The 22,982-nt window shown below is 66.0% G+C and carries 22 protein-coding genes and 1 tRNA gene; 5 read left to right on the top strand and 18 right to left on the bottom strand.

Annotated features, from left to right (window positions below; translation table 11 throughout):
- Positions 1 to 2 precede the first annotated feature (2 nt).
- Complete coding sequence (locus CFE35_RS02530; RefSeq protein ID WP_292927597.1) at positions 3 to 659, bottom strand: lysoplasmalogenase; 657 nt, start codon at positions 657 to 659, stop codon at positions 3 to 5.
- A 71-nt stretch (positions 660 to 730) separates the two neighbouring features.
- Here CFE35_RS02530 and trmFO point away from each other — a divergent pair, with 71 nt between their 5' ends.
- Positions 731 to 2,101, top strand: a complete 1,371-nt coding sequence (gene trmFO, locus CFE35_RS02525; RefSeq protein WP_292927595.1) for a methylenetetrahydrofolate--tRNA-(uracil(54)-C(5))-methyltransferase (FADH(2)-oxidizing) TrmFO — start codon at positions 731 to 733, stop codon at positions 2,099 to 2,101.
- Between the two features lie 4 nt (positions 2,102 to 2,105).
- Here the strand turns inward: trmFO and CFE35_RS02520 are convergent, their stop codons facing one another.
- The 6 genes from CFE35_RS02520 to CFE35_RS02495 all read right to left on the bottom strand — a co-directional run bounded on the left by CFE35_RS02520 (position 2,106) and on the right by CFE35_RS02495 (position 6,504).
- Complete coding sequence (locus CFE35_RS02520) at positions 2,106 to 2,570, bottom strand: hypothetical protein (protein WP_292927593.1); 465 nt, start codon at positions 2,568 to 2,570, stop codon at positions 2,106 to 2,108.
- An 86-nt stretch (positions 2,571 to 2,656) separates the two neighbouring features.
- Positions 2,657 to 3,241, bottom strand: coding sequence for a hypothetical protein (locus CFE35_RS02515; RefSeq protein ID WP_292927591.1), 585 nt, complete (start codon positions 3,239 to 3,241; stop codon positions 2,657 to 2,659).
- Positions 3,242 to 3,273: 32 nt separating this feature from the next.
- Positions 3,274 to 4,611, bottom strand: a complete 1,338-nt coding sequence (locus CFE35_RS02510; RefSeq protein WP_292927589.1) for a pyruvate dehydrogenase complex E1 component subunit beta — start codon at positions 4,609 to 4,611, stop codon at positions 3,274 to 3,276.
- Between the two features lies 1 nt (position 4,612).
- Entirely contained in the window at positions 4,613 to 5,623 is a 1,011-nt protein-coding gene (gene pdhA / locus CFE35_RS02505) for a pyruvate dehydrogenase (acetyl-transferring) E1 component subunit alpha (RefSeq protein ID WP_292927769.1), read from the bottom strand.
- A 323-nt stretch (positions 5,624 to 5,946) separates the two neighbouring features.
- Positions 5,947 to 6,023 (bottom strand) — tRNA-Arg (locus CFE35_RS02500).
- A gap of 28 nt (positions 6,024 to 6,051) precedes the next feature.
- Positions 6,052 to 6,504: a (deoxy)nucleoside triphosphate pyrophosphohydrolase gene (locus CFE35_RS02495; RefSeq protein WP_366557096.1), complete on the bottom strand. Its 453-nt coding sequence runs from the start codon at positions 6,502 to 6,504 to the stop codon at positions 6,052 to 6,054.
- A gap of 79 nt (positions 6,505 to 6,583) precedes the next feature.
- Between CFE35_RS02495 and CFE35_RS02490 the strand changes: the two genes are divergently transcribed.
- Together CFE35_RS02490 and CFE35_RS02485 are read left to right on the top strand one after the other, a co-directional pair.
- Positions 6,584 to 6,763: a Flp family type IVb pilin gene (locus CFE35_RS02490; protein WP_292927585.1), complete on the top strand. Its 180-nt coding sequence runs from the start codon at positions 6,584 to 6,586 to the stop codon at positions 6,761 to 6,763.
- 160 nt (positions 6,764 to 6,923) lie between these two features.
- Positions 6,924 to 7,112: a Flp family type IVb pilin gene (locus tag CFE35_RS02485; RefSeq protein WP_292927583.1), complete on the top strand. Its 189-nt coding sequence runs from the start codon at positions 6,924 to 6,926 to the stop codon at positions 7,110 to 7,112.
- A 161-nt stretch (positions 7,113 to 7,273) separates the two neighbouring features.
- Here the strand turns inward: CFE35_RS02485 and CFE35_RS02480 are convergent, their stop codons facing one another.
- The 4 genes from CFE35_RS02480 to CFE35_RS02465 all read right to left on the bottom strand — a co-directional run bounded on the left by CFE35_RS02480 (position 7,274) and on the right by CFE35_RS02465 (position 12,703).
- Complete coding sequence (locus CFE35_RS02480) at positions 7,274 to 8,749, bottom strand: M48 family metalloprotease (RefSeq protein ID WP_292927581.1); 1,476 nt, start codon at positions 8,747 to 8,749, stop codon at positions 7,274 to 7,276.
- A 153-nt stretch (positions 8,750 to 8,902) separates the two neighbouring features.
- Positions 8,903 to 9,847: an acetyl-CoA carboxylase carboxyltransferase subunit alpha gene (locus CFE35_RS02475; protein ID WP_292927579.1), complete on the bottom strand. Its 945-nt coding sequence runs from the start codon at positions 9,845 to 9,847 to the stop codon at positions 8,903 to 8,905.
- A gap of 10 nt (positions 9,848 to 9,857) precedes the next feature.
- Positions 9,858 to 10,793 carry a tyrosine recombinase gene (locus CFE35_RS02470; protein WP_292927577.1) on the bottom strand — a complete coding sequence of 312 codons (936 nt, stop codon included), beginning with the start codon at positions 10,791 to 10,793 and terminating at the stop codon, positions 9,858 to 9,860.
- Positions 10,794 to 10,798: 5 nt separating this feature from the next.
- Entirely contained in the window at positions 10,799 to 12,703 is a 1,905-nt protein-coding gene (locus CFE35_RS02465) for a hypothetical protein (RefSeq protein WP_292927575.1), read from the bottom strand.
- Positions 12,704 to 12,944: 241 nt separating this feature from the next.
- On the opposite strand from CFE35_RS02465, the gene CFE35_RS02460 reads away from it, so the two are divergent.
- Positions 12,945 to 13,526: a shikimate kinase gene (locus CFE35_RS02460; RefSeq protein ID WP_292927573.1), complete on the top strand. Its 582-nt coding sequence runs from the start codon at positions 12,945 to 12,947 to the stop codon at positions 13,524 to 13,526.
- Complete coding sequence (aroB, locus tag CFE35_RS02455) at positions 13,517 to 14,626, top strand: 3-dehydroquinate synthase (RefSeq protein ID WP_292927571.1); 1,110 nt, start codon at positions 13,517 to 13,519, stop codon at positions 14,624 to 14,626. Before CFE35_RS02460 ends, aroB begins: the two co-directional genes overlap by 10 nt.
- Here the strand turns inward: aroB and CFE35_RS02450 are convergent.
- From CFE35_RS02450 to CFE35_RS02420, 7 genes are all read right to left on the bottom strand, one after another.
- On the bottom strand, positions 14,623 to 14,994 hold the full coding sequence (locus CFE35_RS02450; RefSeq protein ID WP_292927569.1) for a tRNA-binding protein: 372 nt from the start codon (positions 14,992 to 14,994) through the stop codon (positions 14,623 to 14,625). The genes aroB and CFE35_RS02450 overlap by 4 nt on opposite strands.
- A gap of 13 nt (positions 14,995 to 15,007) precedes the next feature.
- Positions 15,008 to 15,790: an enoyl-CoA hydratase-related protein gene (locus CFE35_RS02445; RefSeq protein WP_292927567.1), complete on the bottom strand. Its 783-nt coding sequence runs from the start codon at positions 15,788 to 15,790 to the stop codon at positions 15,008 to 15,010.
- A gap of 97 nt (positions 15,791 to 15,887) precedes the next feature.
- The gene (locus CFE35_RS02440) at positions 15,888 to 16,871 is read right to left on the bottom strand and encodes a glucokinase (RefSeq protein WP_292927565.1); all 984 of its coding nucleotides are present in this window, start codon (positions 16,869 to 16,871) and stop codon (positions 15,888 to 15,890) included.
- A 38-nt stretch (positions 16,872 to 16,909) separates the two neighbouring features.
- Positions 16,910 to 18,733 (bottom strand): phosphogluconate dehydratase, encoded by a 1,824-nt coding sequence (edd, locus tag CFE35_RS02435; protein ID WP_292927563.1) that lies wholly within the window; start codon positions 18,731 to 18,733, stop codon positions 16,910 to 16,912.
- On the bottom strand, positions 18,730 to 19,341 hold the full coding sequence (locus CFE35_RS02430) for a 6-phosphogluconolactonase (protein ID WP_292927561.1): 612 nt from the start codon (positions 19,339 to 19,341) through the stop codon (positions 18,730 to 18,732). The genes edd and CFE35_RS02430 overlap by 4 nt, the downstream gene beginning before the upstream one ends.
- Positions 19,334 to 20,782, bottom strand: a complete 1,449-nt coding sequence (gene zwf / locus CFE35_RS02425; protein WP_292927559.1) for a glucose-6-phosphate dehydrogenase — start codon at positions 20,780 to 20,782, stop codon at positions 19,334 to 19,336. The genes CFE35_RS02430 and zwf overlap by 8 nt, the downstream gene beginning before the upstream one ends.
- 128 nt (positions 20,783 to 20,910) lie before the next feature.
- Positions 20,911 to 22,977, bottom strand: a complete 2,067-nt coding sequence (locus tag CFE35_RS02420; RefSeq protein ID WP_292927557.1) for a glycoside hydrolase family 97 protein — start codon at positions 22,975 to 22,977, stop codon at positions 20,911 to 20,913.
- Positions 22,978 to 22,982 lie beyond the last annotated feature (5 nt).

Genomic DNA, 22,982 nt, shown 5'->3' with positions numbered 1-22,982 from the left:
GTTCAGGGTGCCGTGAACGCCCCCTTGCGCCGCAGCGCGCCAATCACGCCGACGGCGATGAGGAACTGGCCGAAATAGTAGAGCGGCCAGATCAGCAGGCGCGGAAGCGCACTATCCGCCAGCAGCCCCATCTGCGCAAAGATCAGCAGATCAGACACCGCGAACATCACCGCGCCCAGCGCGACCTGGCTGCGGGGAAAATTGCTGGCGAAGGCTGCGGCAGTCATGCCCCCAAGACCAAGCGCATAGAGCCCAACTTCGGGCCGCCCAGTGAGGGCAAGGCTGGCTGCGGGCACAGCGAGCAGCAAGACCGCCGTGGCGATCCGCTCGCCTGCCGCCATGGCCGCGCGGCGATGGCGCAGATAGAGCGCGATGGCGGCCAAGTGCCCCAGCAGAAACGCCAGCGCGCCGCCGGTGAAGTTCACCACCAGCACCATGTCGCCCAGCGCCCCCAGCGCCATGACGAGCGCGATGCGGTGTGCATCGGCGACTGGATGGTGCCGCCAAGCATAAACCGCCAGCAGGCCCACGCCCGCACCCTTCCAGAGGATCAGGTAGAGGCCGGGAATCCAGCTTTCCGCCACGAACCAGTAGCTGATCCCCGCGATCAGGCTGGCCAGCAACCACGGTCGCTGTTCGATCAAGGCGCGTTGCGGCATTGTATCCCCTTCCCTTCCGGGCTCTTTCCTAGGGCTTGCCGCGCGGCAGACGCAATGCCAATGCGAATGGCATGACGCATCAGGTTCACATCATCGGCGGCGGCATGGCCGGAAGCGAAGCGGCGTGGCAGCTCGCGCGCCGGGGCATTCGCGTGCGCCTTTCGGAAATGCGGGGCGGCGGCGATACGACGGCAGCGCACAACAGTGATGGCCTCGCGGAACTGGTCTGCTCCAATTCGTTCCGCTCTGATGATGACGAGAAGAACGCGGTCGGCCTGCTGCACCACGAAATGCGCCAGTGCGACAGCTTGCTGATGACCGCCGCCGCCAAGGCGCGCGTGCCCGCAGGCTCAGCGCTGGCGGTGGACCGGGATGTGTTTTCGGCCGAAGTCGAAGCCATGCTCGCGGCCCAGCCCACGCTCGAAATCGTGCGCGAGCGGGTCGATGTGCTGCCTTCAGACGGCCTCACCATCGTCGCCACCGGCCCGCTGACGGCCCCTGCCCTCGCCTCCAGCATCGGCGCGGCGACGGGGGCCGAAAGCCTCGCTTTCTTCGATGCCATCGCCCCCATCGTCTATCGCGATTCGATCAATATGGACGTGGCGTGGATGGCCTCGCGCTGGGACAAGGGCGCGGAAGCCAGCCTCGCGATGGGCGGCGACGGGCGCGACTATATCAACTGCCCGATGACGCGCCCGCAATACGAAGCGTTCCGCGAGGAGCTGCTGGCGGGCGACAAGACCGAGTTCAAGGAATGGGAAGCCAATACCCCGTATTTCGATGGCTGCATGCCAATCGAGGTCATGGCCTCGCGCGGGGTGGAGACGCTGCGCTTCGGCCCAATGAAGCCGGTGGGGCTGGATAATCCGCACTGGGCCACGCCAGAGCATCCCAGCGGGCGTTGGCCCTATGCCGTGGTGCAGCTGCGGCAGGACAACAAGCTCGGCACGCTGTGGAACATGGTCGGTTTCCAGACCAAGCTGAAACATGCCGAACAGGTCCGCGTGTTCCGCACGATTCCTGGCCTCGAACAGGCCGAATTTGCGCGGCTTGGCGGCCTGCACCGCAACACCTTCCTCAATTCGCCGACCCTGCTGGACCGACAGCTCCGCCTGAAATCAGCGCCGCATATCCGCTTTGCCGGGCAGATCACCGGGTGCGAAGGCTATGTCGAAAGCGGCGCGGTCGGGCTGCTGGCGGGGCTGATGACGGCGGCCCAAATTGCCGGACGTGACTGGTCCGCGCCGCCGCGCACGTCTGCACTTGGCGCGCTGCTTTCGCATATCACCGGTGATGCCGAGGCCGAGACCTATCAGCCGATGAACGTCAACTTCGGGCTGTTTCCGCCGCCCGATCCTTCCACGAAGAAGAAGCAGCGCAAGGAAGCCTACACCGCGCGCGCCAAGGCCGATCTGGCGCAGTGGCTGCCTTCGCTGGCCTGATCGGCTAGCATTTGCAGGCGGGTTTCTTCGCCTTCTTCTGCTTGGTGGTGGCAAATTCCTCGCGGCTAAGCCCGCCATCGCCGTTCTTGTCGGCCCCCTTGAAGCGGTTGTCGGTGGCGACGGACCATTCGTCGAAAGTCAGCAGGTTGTTGCCGTCAACATCGAGCTTGCGGAAGTCCTTCACCCGGGGGCTGAGCATTTCGGTGCGGGTGATCTTGCCATCGCGGTTCTTGTCCACCCGGTCGAAGCGCTTGGCCTCGCGGCTTTGTTCGCTGGCTTCGGGCAGGCCCGGGCCGACCGCATCGCCGGCTTCGGAATCAGGCAGTTCCTCGTCAGCGGCGGGCGCGGAAGCGAGCGCGAGGTGGCTGGGTGCAGCGGGCGGCGTGACAGCGGCGCGGCCCTGCCACCAGAACAGGCCCGAGGCCACCATCAGCAGCGCGCCGAGCGCGCCCACGAGCATTCGGTTCATGCCTCGCCTCCCATAGGGATAATACCTAGCTTAGGCCGCGAAGGGCGCGGGCGGCAGGGGTAAGTCCGGCCATTATGGCGGAAGTTTCAGCGGCCCATCAGGCCGAGGCGAAGGATCGCCAGGAAATCGCGCAAAGGACCGCCGGGCCGTCCCGCCGCTTCGCGCAGCGCCATGCCGCGCAGGATCACCAGCGGTCGCAGCGCACCAGGCAGGATGGGCGCGCGCGGTGCTGGCGGTTCGAGCCCGAGCCATTCGGCGGCGGCGCGGCGCACGGCGGCATCATCGGGGCGTGCGGTGCTCATCCGCGCCAGCGCGCAGACTGCCGCGATCCGCGCCTTGCCGAGCTCCGAGCCGCCATCTTCGCCCACGATCCGAGCTTCCCAGCCATCGACAAGGCCTGACAGGGCGGCGCGTTCCGGCTCCCAGCCGTGCAGCTTGGCCAGCAGCGGTTCGCCTTGCGGCCAATCGGCGCAAGGCTGCGCGAACCGATCACGCCACCAGGCAAGCCGCAGCTGAATCATCAAGGGATCACGCCCTGCCCGCGCGGCATCGGCCAGCCGGCGATCAAGCAGCAGGAAGCCCTCCCACAGCGGCTGAACGGCTCGCGGCGCATAGAGCACCGCGAGCCGTTCGGGTGGGCTCAGTTCAAGATCAGCCGGAGAAGGCTCCATCACCTCAGCGCCAAAAAATCAGCGCCAGAAGGTCAACGGTAACAGACCTTCTTGACCGCCGCGATCACCCGCGCGGTATCGACCAGCGCGAGCTTTTCGAGATTGGCGGCATAAGGCAGCGGCACGTCTTCGTTGCAGACGCGCAGGACCGGGGCGTCGAGGTGGTCGAAGCCTTCTTCCATCGCGATGCTGATGATTTCAGATGCAATCGAGCAGACCGGGAAGCCTTCCTCGACCACCACCATGCGGTTGGTGCGCGCAAGGCTTTCGAGCACTGCGTCCTTGTCGAGCGGGCGCAAGGTGCGCAAGTCGATCACTTCGGCCTCGATGCCCTCTGCCGCCAGTGCCTCGGCGGCTTCGAGCGCGAGGGCGACGCCGATGGAGTAGCTGACGATGGTGACATCGCGCCCGGCGCGCATGGTGCGGGCCTTGCCAATGGGCACGGTGTAATCATCCAGCTGCGGCACATCGAACGCGCGGCCATAGACCAGCTCGTTTTCAAGGAACACGACCGGATCCGGGCTGCGGATGGCAGACTTCAGCAGACCCTTGGCATCGGCGGCATCATACGGCGCGATGACAACGAGGCCGGGGACCGAGGCGTACCAGCCCGCATAGTTGTGGCTGTGCTGCGCGCCGACGCGCGAGGCCGCGCCATTGGGGCCGCGGAACACGATGGGGCAGCGCATCTGGCCGCCGGACATGTAGTTGGTCTTGGCTGCCGAGTTGATGATGTGATCAATTGCCTGCATGGCGAAGTTGAACGTCATGAACTCGATGATCGGACGCAGGCCGCCCATCGCCGCGCCCGTGCCGATGCCGGCAAAGCCATATTCGGTGATCGGCGTGTCAATCACGCGGCGCGGGCCGAATTCCTCGAGCAGGCCCTGCGTGACTTTGTAGGCGCCCTGGTATTCGGCGACTTCCTCACCCATCACGAAGACGCGGTCGTCGGCGCGCATTTCCTCGGCCATCGCATCGCGTAGGGCTTCGCGCACCGTGGTGGCGACCATGGCCGTACCAGCGGGAACGGCGGCAACCGGTGCCGGAGCGGGAGCCGCAACGGGCGCGACAATGGCAACCGGAGCAGGTGCTGCAACCGGAGCAGGAGCAGGCGCAGCGGATTCGTCATCGCCGGTGATCGTGGCGATCACCGTGCCGACTTTCACGCCTTCGGTGCCTTCAGCCACCATCAGCGCGCCGATCACGCCCTCGTCGATGGCTTCGAATTCCATCGTTGCCTTGTCGGTCTCGATCTCGGCGATGATGTCGCCGGATTTCACGGTGTCGCCGGGCTTGACCAGCCACTTGGCGAGCGTGCCTTCCTCCATCGTCGGGGAAAGCGCGGGCATCTTGAGGTCAATCGCCATGTCAGTAGGTCCCCACCAGCACGTCGGTATAAAGTTCGGCAGGCGCGGGTTCCGGCGAGCTTTCGGCGAAATCTGCGGCAACGGCGACGATCTGGCGGATCTTCTTGTCGATGGCCTTGATCGCCTCCTCGCTCACGCCCCGGCGCAGCAGATCCTGCTTGGCGCCTTCGATGGGATCGTGATGATCGCGCATTTCCTGCACTTCCTCGCGGCTGCGGTACTTGGCCGGGTCCGACATCGAGTGGCCGCGGTAGCGATAGGTGTTGAGCTCCATCAGCACCGGGCCATTGCCGGCGCGGACATATTCGAGCGCGACTTCGGCCGCTGCGCGCACTTCGAGCACGTCCATGCCGTTGACGTCCATGCCGGGGATGCGGAAGCCCGTACCGCGCCGGTGAAACTGCGTTTCGGCCGAGCCGCGCTTGACCGCCGTGCCCATGGCGTAGCCGTTGTTTTCCACCACGAACACGATGGGGAGCTTCCACAGGGCGGCCATGTTGAAGGTTTCGTAGACCTGGCCCTGGTTGGCCGCGCCATCGCCGAAATAGGCCATGCAGACGCCGCCATCGTTCTGATACTTGTGCGCGAAAGCAAGCCCTGCGCCGAGCGAGACTTGGGCGCCGACGATGCCGTGCCCACCGAAGAATTTGTGCTCGGTCGAGAACATGTGCATCGAGCCGCCCTTGCCCCGGCTGATGCCAGCGCCGCGTCCGGTGAGTTCGGCCATGATCACGTTGGGATTGATGCCATAGGCCAGCATGTGCCCGTGATCCCGGTAGCCGGTGATCACGCTGTCGTGGCCTTCCTTGAGCGCGGACTGCAAGCCGACCGCCACTGCTTCCTGCCCGATATAGAGGTGGCAGAAGCCGCCGATGAGGCCGAGGCCATAGAGCTGGCCAGCCTTTTCCTCGAATCGCCTGATCAGCACCATCTGCTCGTAGAAGTGGAGCAGTTCCTCATCGCTCGCGTCATAGCGCTTGTTGTTGGCGTGGGCCTGCTGAAGGCTGCGCAGCGCGAACGTGGCTTCGTCTTCGGGAGCGATGGCCGGAGCGGCTGCGGTGGCAGCAGGAGCGGCTTTGGATGCGGCCTTAGGCAATGATGCCTTGGATGCGCGCGGCTTGGCGGAAGGCCTGGCAGGTTGGGCCAATGCGGTGTTCCTTGTCTGGCAGCCTGGGGAGGGCACGGTTCTTGGCGGCACGAGTGCCACGCCCAGTGCTATAGGCCCAAGTGCCGGAAATCCGCAACGCCCAACGCTGCTTGGATAGCTATGCAAGGCGGCACAAAAACACACCCCGGGCCTGTGGCCCTGAGGGGTTTTCCAACGATGTGGGGAAGTGGTGCACCCGGAGCGATTCGAACGCCCGACCCTCAGATTCGTAGTCTGATGCTCTATCCAGCTGAGCTACGGGTGCATTGGAGACGCGCCTTTAGAAGCGCGTTTCAGGCATGGCAACCCCTTTGCTGATCCAATTGCAGCTTTTTTAGAAAAGTGGCCAAAGCTGCGGCCAGCGGGATATCGAGCGGGGGCATCGCCAAGGCGGAAAGCTGGTCGATCGATGTCCATTGAAGCGCGGCTCCGGGTTCCGCAACCGGATCGCCCTCCCAGCGGCGGCAGGCATAGAGCAGGAGCACGAGCGGCCGCTGCCCTGCTCCCTCGCTGGCGGCGAAGGAAACGGGCGTGAGATCGGCCGCGTGTATGGCAATGCCGAGTTCTTCCGCAATTTCACGTACAAGCGCCTCGGCAGGCCCCTCATCCGCTTCGAGCTTGCCGCCCGGAAATTCCCACAGACCGCCATGAGCCCGGTTTTCCGGGCGGCGCTGCATGAGAACGCGCCCTGCCGGATCGATCAGCGCCATTGCGGCAACAGCAAGCAATGTCGGGCCAGCTTCCATCGGACTTCGCTCCGTTAAGGTCTTTTTAGCCCTACACCTACTAGAATAGACCTACATGTGGACAGGGGATTTCCAATTGATGTGGGACTATGTCCGCAAACCGCTGGCAGACCAGACCGGGGCCACCGCGATCGAGTATGGCCTGCTTGCGGGCGTGCTCGCAATGACCATGTTCTTCGGCATGAACGCGTTCGTGAACTCGCTGTTCCTTCTTTACGAGACCATCGACGTCAACGTGAAGAACGCCAAGCACCAGTAACATCTTGCTGGATGACCCGGACAAGCAAGGAAAAACCCCGCTTTACCATTTATCAGGAAATGCCGGATAATTTGACACTCGCAATTTCGGACGGCCGGGGGGTCGTGAACCGCGAAAGAGCACGACGGTAGCGCTAGCTGCCAGGTGGAGGACCATTCGCATGACTTTCTTGAAGACGCTTCTCAAAGACGAAGATGGCGCCACAGCCATTGAATATGGCTTGATTGCCGCCCTGATTGCGGTTGCCGCGATCACCGCCATGGGCGCGCTGGGCAACTCGCTCTCGAACACCTTTACGCAGGTTTCGACCAAAATGAGCAACGCGCAGGACGGCAAGGGTCCGTTCTGACGGCAAGCCATCCAAGTCAGCTTATCGGAAAGGGGGCGCGGTATTCCGCGCCCCCTTTTTCGTGCGATCGAACCTGATGTGGATGCCGTGAAGTTGAAACGCGGATCAGGCTTGTGTCGGAGCAGCTTACAGGTGACGCACCCGGCACAGCTGCACCGCAATCAGTAGACGATCAGCTTCACCCGCGTGCCCGGCACCAGCTTGCTTGTCGTATCAAGCCCGTTGAGGACAAGGAACCGGTCAAGCGGGCTGTCCTCGTAGGCCATCTTTCCTGCCAGCGATTGCAGCGAATCGCCTTTCTTCACCGTAACGACCATCAGCCGCCGCGCGCGCACTGCCCCGGCCTCGCCAATGGTGATGCGGCGCATCGAGGAAAACATCGGATCGAACGCACCAGCCTGCCCGGCTGCGCTGATCGTGGTGAAATGGAACGCCTGTGACGGGCTCCACGCATAAGCGAACACCACGATATCGCGCGCGCCGTCACCGGTGTTGGCCCGCGCCACGCCGTAGGCCGCCGGAATACCGTTGACCGTGGTGGTGCGCACTGCATCGGGGGCGAGGCGCTGCTGTTCGGAAAGGCCGGCGAAAACCGTGCGGACATAGGCATCGAGATTGCCGGAATAGGCGGCCGTGGCGAGTTCGCCTTTGCCCGATTGGCCGCTGATCGAAACCGAACGCGTGCCGTTGACGAGATAGAAGCCCTGCGGCGCCTGGAACGACATGCGGAACGCGGGGTGGATGAACTTGCGCCCATCGACCACGCCCTGCTTGGGATCATCGCCATAGGTCAGGCCGTCGACCCGCGTAAGGAAAGTTTCGCGATTGGCCATCCCGCGCGTGCTGGGCCCGGCGAGCGCCAGCGCAGCGGTGACGCGCGAGGCCGGATCGGGGTGGGTGCTCGCCCATTCCGGCACTTTGTCGGCACTGCCGGTGAGGCGGGCATCGAGCGCGGTCTGCTGGGCAAGGCTGCGCAGCACCGTGCCCATCGCATGGGGATCATACCCGGCGCGGCGCAGATAGGTCACGCCGAGCGAATCGGCCTCGGTTTCCTGCCCGCGGGAATACTTGAGCGTGAGCAGCTGGCTGCCGGTGGAAAAGATCTTCTGGCCCAATTGGCCGAGCGCGGAATTGCCCAGCACTGCGCCCGCGAGCACCGAACCAAGCACGCCGAGGATCGAATTGCGGGTGGCGGCGCTTTCCCGCTTCTGGGAATGGCGCGCGGCCACGTGGCCGACTTCATGGCCGAGAACGCCCGCGAGTTCCGCCTCGTTGTTCATCAGCGCGACGAGCTGGCGGGTGACGTAGACATAGCCACCGGGGATGGCGAAGGCGTTGTTGACCGGGGAATTGAGCAGCGTGACGGTGAAATCGCTGCGCGCATTGCCAAGGCCCGATTGCATCGCGATCGTCTTGCCGATGCCTTCGACATAGGTCGCCTGCGATCCGCTGACCGCACCGCCGAATTCGGAGAGGAGCTGCGGATGGGCCTTCGCGCCCTGTGCCTTGTCAGCCGCGCTGATCGTGGCGACGGTGCCTTGCGCCTCAGCTTGCGAGGTGGGCACGGCCGGCCCGGCGACCACAAGGCCGCAGGCCGCTGCAGCAAGCAGGACAGCGCGGAACGGGCGGTTGTTCATGGTCTCTCCCCTGGGCCAGCGGCATCCGCGCAGCGAAGCGCGGCTCCGGCGGTAACGTCACGCCGATCTTGCCTTGCGCTTCGCAGCAATGCCAGCGCCATTTGGTCCGAAAGTGGAGTGCCTCCAATCAGGTGCCCCTGTCAGGCTGGCTGATCAGCCGCCAATGCGCAGGAACCGTTCGGCGCGCAGGCTGCGCAGGGTCTCGGCGGGCTTTCCGGCCAGCGCCGAAAGTTCGGTGGCAATGGCTTTGCCCAGCGCCGCTGCAGCGCCTGCCGGATCGCGGTGTGCGCCGCCGACGGGTTCGGTGACGATCTTGTCGATCACGCCGAGGCCGAGCAGATCCTGCGCGGTCATCTTCATCGCTTCGGCCGCTTCGGGGGCCTTTTCGGCGGTACGCCACAGGATCGATGCGCAGCCTTCGGGCGAAATGACCGAATAGACCGCGTGTTCGAACATCAGCACGCGTTCGGCGCTGGCGAGTGCCACCGCGCCGCCTGAGCCGCCCTCACCCACGATCGCCGCGACCATCGGGACGCCCAGCGCAAGGCAGGCCTCGGTGCTGCGGGCGATGGCTTCGGCCTGCCCGCGTTCCTCGGCCTCGACCCCCGGAAACGCACCCGAGGTATCGACCAGCGTGACGACCGGCAGGCCATAGCGGCTCGCCAGCTCCATCAGGCGGATCGCCTTGCGATAGCCTTCAGGTTTGCCCATGCCGAAGTTGTGGCGGATGCGGCTTTGCGTGTCGTGGCCCTTTTCGTGGCCGATCAGCATTACGGCGCGGCCTTCCAGCGTGGCGAAGCCGCCGACGATGGCGTTGTCCTCGCCAAACTTGCGGTCGCCGCCCAGCGGCATGAAATCGCTGAACGCATGGCCGACGTAATCGCGGAAATGGGGCCGCGAGGGGTGCCGGGCGACTTGCGTCTTCTGCCAGGGCGTGAGCGAGCGATAGGTGCTGGCGAGCAGTTCGGCCGACTTGGCCTCAAGCCGCCTGATCTCGCTCGTGATATCCACTGCACCTGATTGGGCCGTCTCACGCAGTTCGGCGATGCGCGCTTCGAGCGCGGCGACCGGCTTTTCGAATTCGAGATAGGAGATCATGCGCGCCGCGCTAAGGCTGGCCGGGGCCAAGGTCAACCGCCGGGGCGTTCTCCGGCGGGGAATTGTGCCGAGTCTGCCCCAGCGGATGGCGCGAATTGACCAGCGCAACGAGCCGGGCGGCGTCGACATGGGTGTAGATCTGCGTCGTCGCGATATCGGCATGGCCGAGCAGGGTCTGCAGCACGCGCAGGTCTGCTCCGCCCTCCAGCAAGTGCGTGGCAAAGGCATGGCGCAGGACGTGCGGGCTGACCTTTTCGGGATCGAGCCCGGCCCGCAGCGCCAGATCGCGCAAAAGCTGGAACAAGCGCACGCGCGTGAGGTGACCGCCGCGCGGGCTGGGGAATATCCATCGCCCGCCTTGGGGGCGCAGCGCAAGCCAGCGCGTGAGCGCCGCCCCTGCCCGCGCGCTGACCGGCACCATGCGCTGCTGCCCGCCCTTGCCGGTGATCATCAGGAACGGCGCATCGCGCGGCACGGCGGCCAGCGGCAGCGACACGAGTTCGCTCGCCCGCAGGCCCGAGCCATAGAGCAGTTCGAGCAGCGCCAGCATGCGCGCGCCTTCGGCCGAGCCAGCGGCGTCCTCCGCGCAGGCAAACAGCGCGGCGATTTCCGCATGGCCCAGCAGGCGCGGCAGCGGGCGGCGCGTGCGCGGGCGCGGTAGCGCGGCAGAGGGATCGTCGGTGCGCAGCCCTTCATCGGCAAGGAAGCCATAGAATTGGCGCAGTGCAGAGGACTTGCGCGCAATGCTGGACGGGGCCAGATCGCGCCAGGCTTCGGCAAGATTGGCTAGCGCGGCACTGTCCGCCGTCAGCAGGTCGCCGATTTCTTCGCGCGCGGACCTGAGGTCCCGGCCATAGGCGGCAATGGTGTTGGCAGCGGCCCCGCGCTCGGCGGCCAGCATGGCAAGGAAGGCTGCGACGGGATCGGGCGCGCCAGCATCGCTCACGCCGTTCAGACCCGCGCCACGGCCTCCGCCGCGATCATCCGCGCCTCACCCTCCAGCCCGGCGCGGCGCAGCGCGGCGACGATGTGATAGAGGTGCAGCGGGGTCATCTTGTCCCATCCGCTGCCCTGCATCCCGAACCCGGCCAGCAGCGCGACAAGGACCGGGTTTTCAGACGCGGCTGCGGCGTCGATCGCGCGGGTCCAGCGCGTCTCGCGGTTCAGGTCGAGCTTCAGATCTTCGGCAATCCGGCGCGCCGTGGCCGGATCGACGCGGCCAAGGCCCATCAGCCCGGCCAGCAGGAAGCGCGAGCGCAAGCTGCCCGTGCTGCTATCGCCGGACTGGAAACTGCCCAGCGCATCGGCGCTGATCGGCGCAGGTTTGGCAGGGGCGGACAAGGCGATCAGGCCCCAGGCCTCGCTTCCCATCGGCACGACGCTGGCCCAGCGCAGCGCATTGCGATCAAGCCCGGCAGTGAGCATCGAGGCGATGAGCGCCTTGGCATCGCCCGCAAACTCGGCATTCGGCGCGATGCGCGCGGCAGCATAGGCGGTAAGGACGAGGCGCGAATAGGCGCGGTCCGGATCGCTGGCATCGCCCCACAGGCTGCGGATCGCGGCGAGGCGGTCTGCGGCGGCGGCGGCGAGATAGGCGCTGCGCAGGCTATCGGCGAGCGGCCCCCAGGTGCGGTCCGCTTCGTCCATCGCATGGATCTCGCTGTAGAGATCGACCATTGCGGCGGCAGACATAATGCCGCGTTCAGCGGCAATGTCGGCCGCTTCGGCGCGCGCGGTGAGCGGGAGCATTGGCGCGCGCACCGCCAGCACCGCATAAGCCGCACCGGCCTGCTTGCGCAGTTCCTCTGGCGGTTCGAGGCCGGTGGCGAGCGCAAGGCCGGTGCGCCACGGGGTCAGGCTGTCCACCCCGCCCCATTCGATCTTGACCGCGCGCCGCCCTTGCGATGCGGACCCGGCGAATTTCTGCGCCAGCAGGATGTCGATCTTGGCGGCGGTGCCCTTGCGCATCGCCTGATCGAGCACGGCGAGTGCAGGCGCGCCCTCCCCGCCGGTGAAGGCGGTGCAGATCGCGCGGGTCAGGCTCCAGTCCCAGCCCGGCCGACCAGCGGCGGTCAGCGCGGTCACGGGGCACAGGCCGACCGGATCGGCGGCGGCGAGGAAGCTGCCCATCGCTGCATCTTCAAGCGCGGGGGTGTAGAACCCGTTGTCGACTTCCTGCACCATCGCGCGGGCAGCGTCGGCCTCGCCCATCCGCAGCAGCACCCCGGCGCGCAAGGCGGCCCAATCGGCACCGTTCATGCCCACCGGCGTATCGAGCCGGCTCGCCAGCGCGCGGCGCAGCAGGATGTGGCCCCAGCGCGAGACGAACTCGCCGCGCATCTTCGTGAGCAGGCCCGCGACATAAGGCCCATTGAGATAGTGGCTGGAAACCGCCGGGAAGCCGCCATCCGCCTGATCATAGAAGCCGACGCGGGCAAGGCTGCGCTGGGCCTGCGGCGGAATATCGGCCTTTGGCTTGGCGCTGGCGACCAGCTGATCGATCAAGGCCGGATCGATCCCGGCAAGATCGCTGCCGCCAAGGCCGCTTGCGGCAGGCGTGGCCGGAGCCGCCGCGCCGGGCGCAGGCTCGGCTGACTGGGGCAGCGCGACGACTTGCGGTGCGGCCGAAGAGGCGGGGCGCTGCACGGTCACTGTTGCAGGGGCTGCCGTGCGCGCAGGTGCCGGGGCGCTCGATGTGGCGGGGCGCGGCGGGGTCTGGGGCTTGCGCGCAGGGGCGGCGGGCTTGTCGTCGAACCCCGGCGGCAGCAGCGATTCCTGCGCGGTGACGGCAATGCCAGAAAGCGCGGCAATCGCGGCGCAGCCTAGCAAGGCAAGGCGCATACGGCGCGCCTTCACGAGGCGGCCCCCGGCGAAGGCGCGGAAACCGGCGTCTCGATCCAGCGCGTCGGCTGCGTATCACCCATGATCCATGCTAATGCCACTATCGCCATCACCACCAAGAGGCCGCAACCAACCAGAATTCGAGCTTTCACCTAAAACGCTCCCGTGGCCGCGATCCCCGCCTTGCAGCAGGCAACGCTGCGGGCTGGGCCACGGCTCTTGCATTGGCCCTAGCGCAACTATAGGCCGCGCGGCAATGGAGCACGACGAAACCGCCTTCTCGACCGCCGATATCCAGCGCCTTGCCGCGCGGATCGATCGGCCGATCGTGCTCGTCGGCATGATGGGCGTGGGCAAGACGACCGTCGGGCGCAAGCTTGCATTGATGCTCGGCCTGCCGTTCTGCGATGCCGACGAGGAAATCGAAAAGGCGGCGCAGATGTCGATCCCGGAGATTTTCGCGCAGTTTGGCGAGGCTTACTTCCGCAGCGGTGAGCGGCGCGTGATCGCCAGGCTGGTGGGCGAAGACGGCGCGCCCGAACGGCGCGTGCTGGCGACCGGCGGCGGGGCTTTCGCCGATCCCGAAACACGCGCGCTGATCCTGAAGCGCGCCATTGCGGTGTGGCTCGACAGCGATGTCGATACGCTGCTGGCGCGCGTCGGGCGCAAGAGCAATCGCCCGCTGCTCAAAACCGGCAACCCGCGCGAGATCCTCACGCGGCTCAAGGCTGAGCGCGGCCCGGCTTATGCCGAAGCACCGATCCACATCACCAGCGGCAATCAGCCGCATCAGGCGACCGCCATCGCCATTCTGAAGGCAATCGACGCATGGCTGTGATCCCCGTGAATATCGCCGGCGCGCCGTACGACGTGCGGATCGAGGCTGGCCTTCTGGCCAATGCGGGCCAGCATTGCCGGCCGTTCATCCGCGGCGGCAAAGTGGCGGTGGTGACGGACGAGCGCGTTGCAGCGGCATGGCGCGCGCCGGTTTCGGCTTCGCTGGCGGCTGTAGGGATTGCCAGCGAATGGCTTGTGCTCCCGGCAGGCGAAGCGACGAAGGGCTGGGAACACCTTGCCCGAACGACCGAGTGGCTGCTCGAACAGGGCGTTGAGCGCAAGGACAGCGTGATCGCGTTGGGCGGCGGGGTGATCGGCGACCTGACCGGCTTTGCCGCCTCGATGGTCAAGCGCGGCTGCGGCTTCATCCAGATGCCGACGACGCTGCTGGCCCAGGTCGATTCGAGCGTTGGCGGCAAGACGGCGATCAACACGGCGGCCGGCAAGAACCTCGTCGGCGCGTTCCATCAGCCGGTGCTGGTGCTCGCGGATCCGCTCGCGCTCGATACGCTCCCCCCGCGCGAAATGCGTGCGGGCTATGCCGAAGTGGTGAAGTACGGCCTGATCGACGATGCGGAATTTTTCGCGTGGTGCGAGGCGCATGGCCCGGCGCTGCTGGCAGGCGATGCCGCCGCGCGTGAACACGCCATTGCAACCAGCGTCGCGGCCAAGGCGCGGATCGTCGCGGCTGACGAAAAGGAAACGCTGGGCCTGCGCGCGCTGCTCAATCTGGGCCACACCTTCGGCCATGCGCTGGAGGCCGAGACGGGTTTCTCGGACCGCCTGCTGCACGGCGAGGGCGTCGCGCTCGGCATGGTGCTGGCAGCGCGCTATTCGGTGCGGCGCGGGCTGATGAACGGTCAGGATGCGGAGCGCGTTGCGGCGCACATCGCGGCGGCGGGCCTGCCCGAGTCGATTTCTGCGCTGGGCATGAAGGCAGACGGAGCGAAGCTCACGGCGCACATGCTGCACGACAAGAAGATGGATGCAGGCACCCTGCCCTTCCTGCTGATGCGCGGGATCGGGCAGACGTTTCTGGCCAAGGACGTCGATCTCGCCGACGTCGCCGCGTTTCTCGATGGCGAACTGGCGCGCGCCTAAAACAACCGCGCGCCGTTGGGCACTTTGCCGTCCGGCGCGAAGAGGACGACGCGGCCTTCCTCGTCCGGAAAGCCCACTGTCAGCACTTCGGACATGAACTTGCCGATCTGGCGCGGTGGGAAGTTCACCACCGCCGCGACCTGACGGCCGACCAGTTCCTCCGCCGTGTAGAGCGCGGCGATCTGGGCGCTCGAACGCTTGACGCCGATCCCCTCCCCGAAGTCGATCGCCAGCTTCAGACTGGGCTTGCGTGCTTCGGGATAGGGTTCCGCGCTCACGATCGTGCCCACGCGGATATCGACCTTGAGGAAATCCTCAAAGCCGATGGTGTCTGCCGCAGGGGCTGCCGGATCGTGTTCGAGATGCATTATTGGCCCCTGATTACTGGCCTTTGAACTCGGCCTTGCGCTTTTCGAGAAAGGCCATGATGCCTTCGCGGGAATCCTTGCTGTCGCCCGCCTTCCACTGGCCTTCGGCTTCGATCAGCAATGCCGCAGGCAGATCGGTTTCCAGCGCGCGCGCCACGTTCTGGCGCATCACGCCCAGCGCTACGGTGGGGCCATTGGCGAGCCGCGTCGCCAGCGCCATCGCCTCATCCGCCAGCGCGGCATCGTCCACCGCTTTGTAGATCATGCCCCAGTCTTCGGCCTTTTCAGCGCTGACGCGTTCGCCCAGCATCATCATCTGCAGCGCGCGCGGCTTGCCGATCAGGCGCGGCAGGATCCAGCTGGAGCCGCCATCGGGAACAAGCCCGATATTGACGAAGGCCTGCAGGAAATAGGCGCTCTTTGCCGCGATCACGAAATCGCCCATCAGCGCGATGGAGCAGCCGACCCCGGCAGCCACGCCATTGACGGCGGTGATCACCGGCACCGGCAGGCGCGAAAGTTTGGCGATCATCGGGTTGTAGCTCTCGGTCAACGCCTTGTAGCTGCCCGCACCGCCCGTGACGCTGCGCTTGCCGGTGGCAGCCAGATCCGCGCCCGAACAGAACGCCCGGCCCTCGCCCGTGATGAGCACGGCCCGCGCGCCTTCAAGGTCATAGAGCGCATCGCCGATTTCGACCGCCATGTTGGGCGGGCAGGCATTGAGCCGCTCGGGACGGTTGAGCACGATGCGGCGCACATTGCCGACGTTTTCGACGCGGATCGTTTCGTAGGACATCGCTCTTTTCCCTTAATCGCTCGGTTAAGGGTATGGCTAAGCGAGCCATGCCGCCTTGGCAAGCAGGTTCGCCGCAGCCCTCACAAAAGCGTCAAGGTTAGCCGGCCAAGAGACCTGAATGCGCCTGTGCAAATGCCGCCGCTGCGCCAAACAGGCCGGGCTGCGGATGGGTGATGAGCTTCACCGGCAGGGCCGCCATCAGCCCTTCGAACCGCCCCTTGGCGCAGAACCGCTGGGCAAAGCCGGAACGCACCAGCGTATCCTTGATGCGCAGCCCCAGCCCGCCCGCCATGACCAGTGCGCTCGCCCCATGCGCCAGCGCCAGATCGCCCGCCACGCTGCCGAGCGAAAGGCAGAACCGGTCGACTGCGGCGGCAGCCAAGCTGTCTTCGCCGCTCGCGCCAAGCGTCCACAGTTCCTTGTCGGTGAGCGAAACGATGGCGCGGCCTTCGATATGCGCCAGTGTTTCGTAAATATCGACGATGCCCGGTCCGGCTACGACGCGCTCCACCGAAACGCGGCGATAGCGGCCCCGCAGCCGCGCGAGGATGGCATCCTCGATCCCGTCGAGCGGGGCGTAGTCGATATGGCCGCCTTCGGTGGGCTGCACATGATAGCCGCCGCCCTGCTGGCGCCACAGTTGCGCCACGCCAAGCCCGGTGCCGGGGCCGACCACGCTGATCGTGCCTTCGGCGGGCAGCGGCGCATCAGGCCCGCACAGATGGATGAAATGCGCGCTATCCGCCTGCGCCACGGCATGGGCGACGGCGGCGAAATCGTTGACCACCACATAGGCTGGCGCGCCCAACTTTTCCGGGATCAGCGCCGGGCGGATGATCCAGGGATTGTTGGTGAAGCGGATGATTTCTCCGCCCACTGGACCCGCCACGGCAATGGCCACCGCAGGCGGCAGCGCTCCGCCGGAAAGCCGCGAAAACTCCTCCCACGCCAGTTGGAAGCTGGGGTGATCGGCGGTCTTGAGCGTGACGGCCTCGCCCAGATGGACAACGCGACCCGCTTCCACTTCAGCCAGCGCGAAGCGGGCATGGGTTCCGCCGATATCGACTGCGACCAGTTGCATGTGCCCGTTATCCCCCCGCTGTTGCCCTGTTAATGGTCTCAAAGCCCGCCCAGCGCCAGCATGGCCGAACCGCCGCGTTCGGCGGGATCGGCAAAGTGGCGCATCATGGCGAAGAGTTCGCGGCCCACGCCCATCTCTTCCGCCGGGGCCTCGGCAGGTGTGCGCGCGGCCCATTCCGCAGCATCGACCAATGCCGTCAGTTCGCCGGTTTCGGCGCAGACGCGCACCACGTCGCCATCGCGCAGCAGCGCCAGCGCACCGCCCTTCTTCGCCTCGGGCGAGATGTGGATCGCGGCCGGAACCTTGCCCGATGCGCCCGACATGCGGCCATCGGTGACGAGCGCGACGCGGAAGCCCCGGTCCTGCAGCACGCCCAGCGACGGGGTGAGCTTGTGCAGTTCGGGCATGCCGTTGGCGGCAGGTCCCTGGAAGCGCACGACGACGATCACATCGCGCTCAAGCTCGCCCGCCTTGAACGCTTTCAGCACATCGTTCTGATCGGAAAACACGCGGCACGGGGCCTCGATCGTCCAGCGCGAACGATCGACGGCGCTGACCTTGATCGTGCCGCGACCGAGATTGCCGTGCACGAGTCGCAGGCCGCCCTCGGGTTGAAACGGCTCGGCCACGCCGCGCAGCATGGCCGGGTTCAGGCTTTCGCGCGGGGCGGGCTGCCAGCGCAGCGCGTCACCTTCCAGCACCGGCTGTTGCGCGCCATCGAGGAGCGAGCTCCCGTAGACCGTGCGAATGTCGCCGTGCGCAAGGCCCGCTTCCACCAGTTCGCGGATCACGAACGGCATCCCGCCTGCATCGGCAAAGCCGTTCACGTCACCCGAACCGTTGGGATAGATGCTGGCGATCAGCGGCACGGCGCGGGACAGTTCGTCCATGTCGTCCCAATCGATCTGCACCCCGGCTGCGCGCGCGATGGCCGGAAGGTGGATCACATGGTTGGTCGAACCGCCCGTGGCGAGCAGGCCGACGATGGCGTTCACGATGGCCTTTTCGTCCACGCAATGCCCCAGCGGACGATAGTCGTCACCGTCCCAGGTGATCTCGGTCACGCGGTGCACGGCGGCGCGTGTCAGTTCCTGCCGCAGCTTGGTGCCCGGCTGCACAAAGCTCGCGCCGGGCATGTGCAGGCCCATCATTTCCATCATCATCTGATTGGAATTGGCGGTGCCATAGAACGTGCAAGTGCCTGCCGAATGATAGCTCGCGCTTTCGCTTTCGAGCAGTTCCTCGCGTGTCGCCTTGCCCTCGGCATAGAGCTGGCGGATGCGCTGCTTTTCCTTGTTGGCAAGGCCGGTGGCCATCTGCCCGGCGGGCACGAGGATCGTCGGCAGGTGGCCAAAGCGCAAGCTTCCGATCAGCAGGCCCGGCACGATCTTGTCGCAAATGCCCAGCAGCAGCGCGGCTTCAAACATCCCGTGGCTGAGGCCGACCGCCGCGCCCATCGCGATGTTGTCGCGGCTGAACAGGGACAACTCCATCGAGGCCTGCCCCTGCGTCACCCCGTCGCACATCGCGGGCACGCCGCCCGCCACTTGCGCCGTCGCGCCCACTTCGCGGGCGAAAATCTTGATCTGCTCCGGATAGCGGCCATAGGGCTGATGCGCCGAGAGCATGTCGTTATAGGCGGTGATCACCCCGATATTCGCGCTCTTGCCGGTGCGTAGCGCGATCTTGTCCTCACCCGCTGCGGCAAAGCCATGCGCCAGATTGCCGCACGAAAGCACATCGCGGTTCACCCCGGCATCGCGCGCGCGGGCGATCAGATCGAGATAGGCGGCGCGGCTCTGCGCCGAACGGGCGATGATGCGGTCAGTAACCTTCGCGACAATGGGGTTCAGGGGCATCATTCGCTCCAGTAGATCGTGACGGGCGGGCCGTAGCCGCGCAGGAAATCGGAAACCGGATAGGCGTCGGACCCGGCCAGTACGCGCTCGATCAGCGCCTTCTTGGACGCGCCGGTAACGACAAGCATGATCTCGGCCGCGGCCTTCAGCGCACGCCGATTGAGCGTGAGCCGATCAAACGGCGCTTCGGGCGGAAGCGGAATGGGCGTGGTGGCGATCACGCTTGGCCCCGGGCGGATGAACGCCTGCATGTGGGGGAACAGCGAGGCGACATGGCCGTCCTCGCCCATGCCGAGCCAGACGAGATCGAAGGGGGCAACGCTTGCCCCTTCTTCCAGACGCTCGAACGTGGCGCCGGTTCCGGCCAGCGCGGCGTGAAGCTTGCCGAAATTGCTGGCGGGATGATCGTCCGGCACCCGCCGGTCATCGGTCAACGCGATGGTCGCGTCCGACCAGTCGAGGTTCTGACCGGCCAGCAGCGCAAACACCTTGAGCGGGGTGGAGCCGCCCGTGAAGGCCAGCCGCTTTGGCCCCGGCCGCGCCAGCACGCGGGCGATATGCGCCGCCACCGCTGCGGCATCGCCAGGCTCGGCCCAGCGCACCTCAGTCATGCCAGCTTCTCCCGTCGCGCTCGGTTAAAGCAATGCCTGCGTTCGGCCCCCAGCTTCCGGCGGCATAGGGCTTCACGTCCATGCCGGTCTCGGCCCAGACGCGGCGGATCGCATCGACCCAGGTCCACTGCGCTTCCACTTCGTCGCGGCGGACGAACAGCGTCTGCTCGCCTTCGATCAGATCGAGCAGCAGGCGTTCATAGGCAATGCGGCGGCGCGCCTTGGCAAAGGCGGTGGTGAGCGAGAGATCGAGGTTCACCTCGCGCAGCACGACCCCGCCGCGATCAAGCCCCGGCTCCTTGGCCATGACTTGCAGCCGCACATATTCCTCGGGCTGGAGGCGGATGACGAGGCGGTTGGCATTGAGCTTGCCGCCGCGCTGCGTGAAGATGTTGTGCGGCACGTCCTTGAACTGGACCACGATCTCGCTGCGCCGCTCGGCCAGCCGCTTGCCGTGGCGCAGATAGAACGGCACGCCCTGCCAGCGCCAGTTGTCGACGTGGGCCTTGGTCGCGACATACGTCTCGGTGTCCGAAGCTGCGCCCAGATCATCAAGATAGCCCGTCACCGCGCTGCCGCCCACGGCCCCGGCGCGGTATTGCCCGCGCACCATTTCCTCCGCCTTCACCGGGCGCAGCGCGCGCAGCACTTTTACCTTCTCGTCGCGGATCGAGGTGGCGTCATATTCCACCGGCGGCTCCATCGCGGTGAGCGCGACCAGCTGGAGCATGTGGTTCTGCACCATATCACGCAGCGCGCCGGTATCGTCGTAGAAGCCCTTGCGGCCTTCAAGGCCGACGGTTTCGCTGACGGTGATCTGCACATGATCGATTCCGGCGCTGTTCCACAGCGGCTCGAACATCATGTTGGCAAAGCGCAGCGCCAGCAGGTTCTGCACCGTCTCCTTGCCGAGATAGTGATCGATGCGGAAAATCTGCTTTTCGGAGAATCCCGCCGCCACCGCATCGTTGATCCGGCGGCTTGAGGCCAGATCATTGCCGAGCGGCTTCTCAAGGCCGATGCGCACACCTTCGTGCGCAAGGCCGGCCACCCGCAAACCTGCAATGGTCGGCTCGAACAGCGCGGGCGCGGTGGAAAGGAAGATCGAGAGGCCGCACGAAGTATCGCCCAGCTTTTCGGCCAGCCCGGCAAAGCCTTCGGGGCTGGAGGCATCGAGCGTCTGGTATTCCAGCCGTTCGAGGAAGCTCGCCAGCTTGCTCTCGTCGCGCCGGTCGGCAGGCAGGAATTCCAGCAGCGCGGCGCGCGCCATGTCGCGAAATTCGGCGTCGTCATGCTCCGAACGCGCGGTGCCGACAATGCGCAAGGCAGGATCGATCAGCCCGTCTTCATGCAGCGCATAGAGCGAGGGCAGCAGCATGCGCCGCGAAAGATCACCGGTCGCGCCGAACAGAAGCAAGGCGGAACAACTGGTGGCGGCCATGGGCGGCATACTCCTTATCCGTGCTGCGCGCCGCACGGCCCGCAAGGCTTCCTAGACCCGTTTGACCGGGACTTCAGCATGCATAAGTATTCCAGCCGAAAAGGCGATGCCAGCCGCCGCCCTGCCGCTTACTTGGCGGGGTGCAGGCGGATCGCCGCGCCGCCGCCGGGGGCAAGCCAGAGCGGCAGCTTGTCGCCCTTCTTCACCGTCAGCGTGGCATAGGCGATCTTGTGGCGCGCGTCGGTCGTGTAAGTCGCCCCTTCTCCGTCCTTCCAGATCGTCGCGGTGTAGGTCTTGCCAGCATCGAGGAAGTCCATCGCAAGCGTGACATCGCGCGCCGTGGCATCATTGACGCCGCCGACATACCAGTCCTCGCTATTCCGGTCCTTGCGCGCGAAGATCGCATAATCGCCCACTTCACCGGCAATCAGGTGGCTTTCCGACCAGTCAGCGGGCACCTGCCGGATGAATTCCAGCTCCTTCGGATGCGCCGCAAGGCTCTCGATGAAGTCGGACGCCATCTGGATCGGCGAATAGATCGCGAGATAGAGGCCGAGCTGTTTGGCCAGCGTGGAGGCCAGCGGCACCTTGTTCGCACCTTCAAGGCTGAGCATGCCCGGCGTGAAGTCCATCGGCCCCGAAAGCATACGGGTATAGACCAGCGTAGGCTCATGGTCCGGCCCGTTGGCGAACTGCCCCCAAGCATTGTATTCCATGCCCCGCGCGCCTTCGCGGTCGATCCAGTTGGGATAGGTGCGGCGCAGGCCGGTATCCTTGACCGGTTCGTGTGCATCGATGGCCACCTGATACTTCGCCGCCGTTTCGACGACCTTCAGGTGATGCTGCACGTTGCGCTGACCTTCGTGCCATTCCATGCGCACTTCGCCGGGCGCATCGCCGGGGGCAATGATTCCGCCCGCATCCGCGACATAGCCCGTCTTGACCGAATGCATGCCGAGCGACTGGTACAGCTTCATCGCCGGCTCAAGCTGAGCCTCGTAGTTGGCGATATGGCCGCCCGTCTCGTTGTGGCCGATCAGCTGGACTTTGTTCTTCGCGGCATAGGCGGTGACCGCCTTGAGATCGAAATCGGGCACCGCCTCTGTAAAGCTGAAGTCCTGCCCATGGCCGAACCAGTCGCCGTTCCAGCCCTTGTCCCAGCCTTCCACCAGCACGCCGCCAAAGCCGTTCTTCGCGGCGAAATCGATGTACTGCTTGGCCCGCGCCGTCGTCGCGCCGTGGCGCGGCCCTTCGGCCCAGGTCCAGTCGCCGCGGATCATGCCCCACCAGATGCCGATATACTTCATCGGCTTGAACCAGCTGACATCGCCAATCTTGTTCGGCTCGTTGAGATTGAGCTCGAGGTCGTTCTCGACCAGCCCTGCCGCGTTGTCCGCAATCCGCACCGTGCGCCAGGGCGTGTTGAAGGGCAGATCGCGGATCACCGCCGCCCCGCGCGAGGATGGCGCGATGGTGGTGCGGAACAGTTGGCGTTCGGCGCGCTTGAAATATAGCGCTGAGTAATCGACCAGCGCCGCCTCGTGGAACGCGAGGTGCGTGCCGTCCTCAAGGCGCAGGGTGATCGGCGTCTGCGCGGTGGCGACGGCATCGATCGGGGTGCGCTGATAGATCTGCTCCTCGCGGTTCCATTCAAGGCCCGCGACCCAGAACGCGGTGCCAGGCTGCGCAACATCGAACTCGGTCCACTCGTCGGCGATCTTCATCGTCTTGAGGCCGGGCTGCTCGGGCAGTTCGTAGCGGAAGCCGAAGCCATTATCGAACAGGCGGAAGCGGACGTTCATCTTGCGGCCAGCGTAGTCCGCGTTCTGCTCCAGATGGACCAGCACTTCGTTGTGGTGATCGCGCACGAAGCGGCGTTCGCCCCAAGGCTGCTCCCATGTCGTATCGGCGCTCGCGGTCTCCGAACCGGTGATGCGGAAGCCGCGCACCATGTTGAGACCGTCAGTCAGCGTGAAGCCCAGCTTCGACGCGCCGATCAGCAGCTTGCCCTTGCGCGAGAGCGAATAGACCGGGCGGTCGCTGCCATCGGTGGTGACGGTGAGGACGAGGCTGCCATTAGGCGAAGCGGCGGTGACGACCGCCTTCTGCGGGGCGGCCTGCGCGAAGGCGGCGGCAGGGAGCAGCGCGGAGGCGGCGAGCGCGAAGGGGACGGCCTTACGGGTCAGACGGAGCATGGTCA

The organism is Novosphingobium sp. PASSN1 (assembly GCF_002278815.1).
This window is presented reverse-complemented; position numbering and strand designations above follow the sequence as displayed.

Excerpts from the sequence above, each read along its gene's own strand:
- CFE35_RS02475 (WP_292927579.1), bottom strand. The coding sequence starts at position 9,847 with ATGATCTCCTATCTCGAATTCGAAAAGCCGGTCGCCGCGCTCGAAGCG.
- CFE35_RS02495 (WP_366557096.1), bottom strand. The coding sequence starts at position 6,504 with ATGGAAGCTGGCCCGACATTGCTTGCTGTTGCCGCAATGGCGCTGATC.
- CFE35_RS02440 (WP_292927565.1), bottom strand. The coding sequence starts at position 16,871 with ATGCAACTGGTCGCAGTCGATATCGGCGGAACCCATGCCCGCTTCGCG.
- CFE35_RS02450 (WP_292927569.1), bottom strand. The coding sequence starts at position 14,994 with ATGCATCTCGAACACGATCCGGCAGCCCCTGCGGCAGACACCATCGGC.
- CFE35_RS02445 (WP_292927567.1), bottom strand. The coding sequence starts at position 15,790 with ATGTCCTACGAAACGATCCGCGTCGAAAACGTCGGCAATGTGCGCCGC.
- CFE35_RS02530 (WP_292927597.1), bottom strand. The coding sequence starts at position 659 with ATGCCGCAACGCGCCTTGATCGAACAGCGACCGTGGTTGCTGGCCAGC.
- CFE35_RS02520 (WP_292927593.1), bottom strand. The coding sequence starts at position 2,570 with ATGAACCGAATGCTCGTGGGCGCGCTCGGCGCGCTGCTGATGGTGGCC.
- aroB (WP_292927571.1), top strand. The coding sequence starts at position 13,517 with ATGGCTGTGATCCCCGTGAATATCGCCGGCGCGCCGTACGACGTGCGG.
- CFE35_RS02510 (WP_292927589.1), bottom strand. The coding sequence starts at position 4,611 with ATGGCGATTGACCTCAAGATGCCCGCGCTTTCCCCGACGATGGAGGAA.
- CFE35_RS02430 (WP_292927561.1), bottom strand. The coding sequence starts at position 19,341 with ATGACTGAGGTGCGCTGGGCCGAGCCTGGCGATGCCGCAGCGGTGGCG.
- CFE35_RS02460 (WP_292927573.1), top strand. The coding sequence starts at position 12,945 with ATGGAGCACGACGAAACCGCCTTCTCGACCGCCGATATCCAGCGCCTT.
- zwf (WP_292927559.1), bottom strand. The coding sequence starts at position 20,782 with ATGGCCGCCACCAGTTGTTCCGCCTTGCTTCTGTTCGGCGCGACCGGT.
- CFE35_RS02485 (WP_292927583.1), top strand. The coding sequence starts at position 6,924 with ATGACTTTCTTGAAGACGCTTCTCAAAGACGAAGATGGCGCCACAGCC.
- CFE35_RS02490 (WP_292927585.1), top strand. The coding sequence starts at position 6,584 with ATGTGGGACTATGTCCGCAAACCGCTGGCAGACCAGACCGGGGCCACC.
- edd (WP_292927563.1), bottom strand. The coding sequence starts at position 18,733 with ATGATGCCCCTGAACCCCATTGTCGCGAAGGTTACTGACCGCATCATC.
- CFE35_RS02480 (WP_292927581.1), bottom strand. The coding sequence starts at position 8,749 with ATGAACAACCGCCCGTTCCGCGCTGTCCTGCTTGCTGCAGCGGCCTGC.
- CFE35_RS02515 (WP_292927591.1), bottom strand. The coding sequence starts at position 3,241 with ATGGAGCCTTCTCCGGCTGATCTTGAACTGAGCCCACCCGAACGGCTC.
- CFE35_RS02420 (WP_292927557.1), bottom strand. The coding sequence starts at position 22,977 with ATGCTCCGTCTGACCCGTAAGGCCGTCCCCTTCGCGCTCGCCGCCTCC.
- trmFO (WP_292927595.1), top strand. The coding sequence starts at position 731 with ATGACGCATCAGGTTCACATCATCGGCGGCGGCATGGCCGGAAGCGAA.